At 72.8% G+C, this 3,829-nt stretch carries 3 protein-coding genes; 1 reads left to right on the top strand and 2 read right to left on the bottom strand.

Features of this window, described 5'->3' with window-relative positions; all coding sequences use genetic code 11:
* Window positions 1-86: 86 nt before the first annotated feature.
* Both G5C65_RS33170 and G5C65_RS33165 read right to left on the bottom strand, forming a co-directional pair.
* Complete coding sequence (locus G5C65_RS33170) at window positions 87-602, bottom strand: lytic polysaccharide monooxygenase auxiliary activity family 9 protein (protein ID WP_165302777.1); 516 nt, start codon at window positions 600-602, stop codon at window positions 87-89.
* 171 nt (window positions 603-773) lie between these two features.
* Window positions 774-1,373, bottom strand: coding sequence for a DUF4352 domain-containing protein (locus G5C65_RS33165; protein WP_165302776.1), 600 nt, complete (start codon window positions 1,371-1,373; stop codon window positions 774-776).
* A 211-nt stretch (window positions 1,374-1,584) separates the two neighbouring features.
* On the opposite strand from G5C65_RS33165, the gene G5C65_RS33160 reads away from it, so the two are divergent.
* Window positions 1,585-3,525, top strand: a complete 1,941-nt coding sequence (locus tag G5C65_RS33160; protein WP_165302775.1) for an N-6 DNA methylase — start codon at window positions 1,585-1,587, stop codon at window positions 3,523-3,525.
* The last annotated feature ends 304 nt before the right edge of the window (window positions 3,526-3,829 follow it).

Below are 3,829 nucleotides of genomic sequence, written 5' to 3'. Positions count from 1 at the left end.
CGGGCGGCGGACGAACGGCAGGCCGGGCCGGGGCTGCGGCGAGCAGCAAGGGCAGCCCCGGCCCAGCAGGATCCGCCGGACACGGCCTAGCGGATGTTGACGTCCACGCAGGCGTAGAACGCGTTGGCCGTGTCGGCGATGTTCCACACGGCCAGCACCTTGTGCTTGCCGGTGTAGTTGCCGAAGTCGACGTTGTGCGACACGTACTGCGGCGGCTGCGCGCCGCGGTCGTCGAACTCCGCGACCTTGTCGCCGTCCACGAAGTACTGCCAGGTGGTGGTGCGGTGCCGGGCCGTCAGCCGCCACTGGAACGTCGTCGTACGGCTGACGTCCGAGACCTGCCAGCCCTTGCTGTCGTCGTTGAGTTCGGAGAACCGCCCGTTGCCGCCCGCGCAGTCCTTCCGGCCCTTGGGCCCCTCGACGCTCTGCGGCTCCCACTTGATCTGGCCGCACTCGACGACGCCCCTGGCGCACTGGTCCTGCCTGCTGGAGGGGTTGGTGACCCAGCCGTGCGCGTTGGCCGGGGTCACGTTGAGCCCGAGCACCAGAACGGGCGCGAGGCCGGCACCTAACAGCGCAGCCAGTTTCCTTCTCTTGTGCATGTCAGCTCCTGATAGTGGGGGGTGAGGCCCGGCCTCGGTGCGTGGGGTGGGGGGGTGAGGCCGCGCACACCGGAAATTGGTCTAGACTTTAGTGGTTGAACATGCACAGTCAAGGGGTGCGGCAGCCCCGGACCGCCGCACCCCTGACCCCCTCCACCCCCCGGACCAGGGTCAGAGCTTGAGCTCCCACTGGGCGGGCTCGGACTCGAAGTCGTTCAACGTGACCTCGACATCCAGGACCTTGGCCGCGGGCGCCACATCGAAGCCGTAGGACGCCGTCGCCTTCTTGCCCGGCAGCAGATTGCCGTCGAAGCCCTCCCCCATCGTCTCCCCGTCGAATATCTCCCCGGCCTCCTTGCCCTCTTCGCCATAGCGGCCCGAGATGTCGACGAGGCTGACGTCCGCCTTCTCGGAACCGGTGTTCTCCAGGGTGACCGCGACCTTGTACGCCTTGTTGCCCTGCGAGTGGCCGTCGGAGTACTCGCCCGGTGTGAACACGGTCGCCTTGGTGACGGTGATCTTCAGACCGGCCTTCTTGTACACAGCACTGTCTCCCGCCGCGAGGGCGCCGCCCTTCTCGTCGTCACCGCTCTCCCCGGACCCCTCCTCCGAGTCCTTCGAGCCCTTCGAGTCCGCGTCCTTGCTGTCGGAGCTGGACGCCTTCTCGGTCGTGGGCTCCTCCGTGCCGCAGGCGGCGAGGCCGCCGAAGGCGAGGAGCGCGACGGCGACCGCGACCAGGGGGCGCCTGCGGTTGCGGCTGAGGACGGACATGACTGATGCACCTACTTCGACTCGGGTCTCTGCGTCACCGGCACACCGTGCGAGCCGGTGAGTCAATGAGAGCATTGCCCGTGAATCGAGTCAACACGCTTCACGGATTCCGTCACATTCACGCCGTGTACATCCGACCGCAGAGGCGCGCGGGTATGGTGAGAGGATCACCGCGCCGGGAGTACACAGTCAGGAGACGGAGGCCGTTCACGTGGCGGACAACGCGGCGGACAACGCGGCGGACAGCGCGGCGGAGGTGACCGCGGCGGAGATCGCCCGGCTCGCCGGTGTCGGCAGGGCGGCCGTCAGCAACTGGCGGCGCCGCTATCCGCACTTCCCCCGGCCCGTCGGAGGCACCGAGACGAGCCCCTCCTTCTCCCTCCCCGAGGTGGAGTACTGGCTGCGCGCCCACGGACGGCTCGCCGAACTGCCGCTGCGCGAACGCGTCTGGCAGCGGATCGAGGCCGACCCCGAGGGCACGGCGGCCGCCGTGCTGCGCGCCGGCGAGCGGATGCTCCAGCTCGCCGAGCACGCGGGCCGCGCCGACGCGGACGCCGCGGCGGAGCCGGACACCGAAGCCCCCGCCGACGACCTGGCGCGGCTGGCCGGAGAGCTCGGCCCCCACGGCACGTACGCCTTTCTGCTCAGCCGCCATCTCGACGCCAACTCGCGCCAGTACACCCTCACCCCGCCCGACACCGCTGCGCTGATGGCCTCCCTGGCCGCAGGCGCCACCTCCGTCCTCGACCCCGCCTGCGGCTCCGGCGAACTGCTCGCCGCCGCCCTGGCGGGCGCCGCCGCACAGCGATCCGCTCCACAGGTCCACACCCTGCTCGGCCAGGAGACGGACCCGGATCTGGCCCGCCTCAGCGCCCTCCGGCTCACCCTCCGCGGCGCCGCGCACGGCACCGCTGTCCACATCCGCGCCGAGGACGCGCTGCGCACCGAGCCCGCTGAGAGCGAGCCGCCGGTGGACGCCGTGCTGTGCCACCCCCCGTTCAACGAACGCAACTGGGGCCACGACGAGCTGGCCTACGACCCGCGCTGGGTCTACGGCCTGCCGGCCCGGACCGAGTCCGAACTGGCCTGGGCCCAGCACGCCCTCGCCCGGCTGCGCCCCGGGGGCACCGCCGTGCTGCTGATGCCGCCCGCCGCCGCCTCCCGGCGCACCGGCCGCCGCATCCGCGCCGCGCTGCTGCGCAAGGGCGCCCTGCGCGCCGTGCTCGCACTGCCCGCGGGCGCCGCCGCGCCGCACAGCCTGCCGCTGCACCTGTGGGTGCTGCGCAAGCCCGGCGCCGCACCGTCCCAGCCGCAGCTGCTGCTGATGGACACCAGCGACCGCTTCCAGGGCGCGAGCCGGGGCACGCTGCCCTGGCCGGAACTCACGGCGGCCGTGCTGTCCGCCTGGCGCGCCTTCGACGAGGGCGGCACGGTGCCCGAGGAGCCGGGCGTCTGCGGCGTGCTGTCCGTGATCGACCTGCTCGACGACGACGTCGACCTCTCCCCGCCGCGGCACCTGCCGCCCGCCGGGGACCAGGGCGGCGGCACGGCGCTGGCCGAGGTGCACAGCGAGCTGGAGCAGGTCCTGCGCCGCACCCTCGACGCCGCGCCGTCCCCCGCCCTCCCGGCCGCGTCCGGGGCGGCCGCGCAGGCCCCGCAGGGCGCCCCGGCGGCCCTCCAGTGGACGGACACCACCATCGGCGACCTGGCGCGCGGCGGAGCCCTGGAGGTGCGCACGGCGGGCAGCGAGGCCGGTTCCGTCACCACCGAGCCGGGCGACGTCGTCCTCCCCGTGCAGGGGCGCGGTGCCGCGTACGTGGTGGAGCCGGAGCAGGCCGGGGAGACCCTCGCGAAGCCGCTCAGCCTGCTGCGGGTGGATCCGGCCGCACTGGACCCCTGGTTCGTGGCGGGCTTCCTGCGCTCCACCGCCAACACCCGGCAGGCCAGCAGCTACGCCTCCAGCACCGCCCGCATCGACGTCCGCAGGCTGCGCCTGCCCCGGCTGCCGCTACGGCGGCAGCGGCAGTACGGGCAGCACTTCCGCAGGCTGGCCGCGTTCGAGGCCGGCCTGCGGCGGGCCGGAGCGCTGGGCGAGCAGCTCGTACAGGGCGTGTACGACGGTCTGGCCCAGGGCACCATCCCGCCCGAGTGAGAAGCCCCGGACGAGAAGGCCGGACGAGAAGGCCGAACGAGAAGGCCGCGAGCGGGAAGGCCGCGAGCGACAGGACAACGACTCCGTCTCCTCCGTCCACTTCGCGCCCGTCTCCCCCGCCCGCTGTATACGCTCACTTTCTGGCATGTCCGCTATGGCAGACCGGAGTGACGATGTACGGCCAGACCGCGCAGCCCCCGCCCCCGCCCCAGCCGCGCGACTCCGGCGACCGGAGGCGGACGATCTGGCTGCGGCTGCTGTTCGCCTCGTTTCCCGTCTGGTCGCTGGGCCTGCTGGCCTGGGT

The organism is Streptomyces boncukensis (assembly GCF_011045075.1).
Classification (GTDB): domain Bacteria; phylum Actinomycetota; class Actinomycetes; order Streptomycetales; family Streptomycetaceae; genus Streptomyces; species Streptomyces boncukensis.
This window is presented reverse-complemented; position numbering and strand designations above follow the sequence as displayed.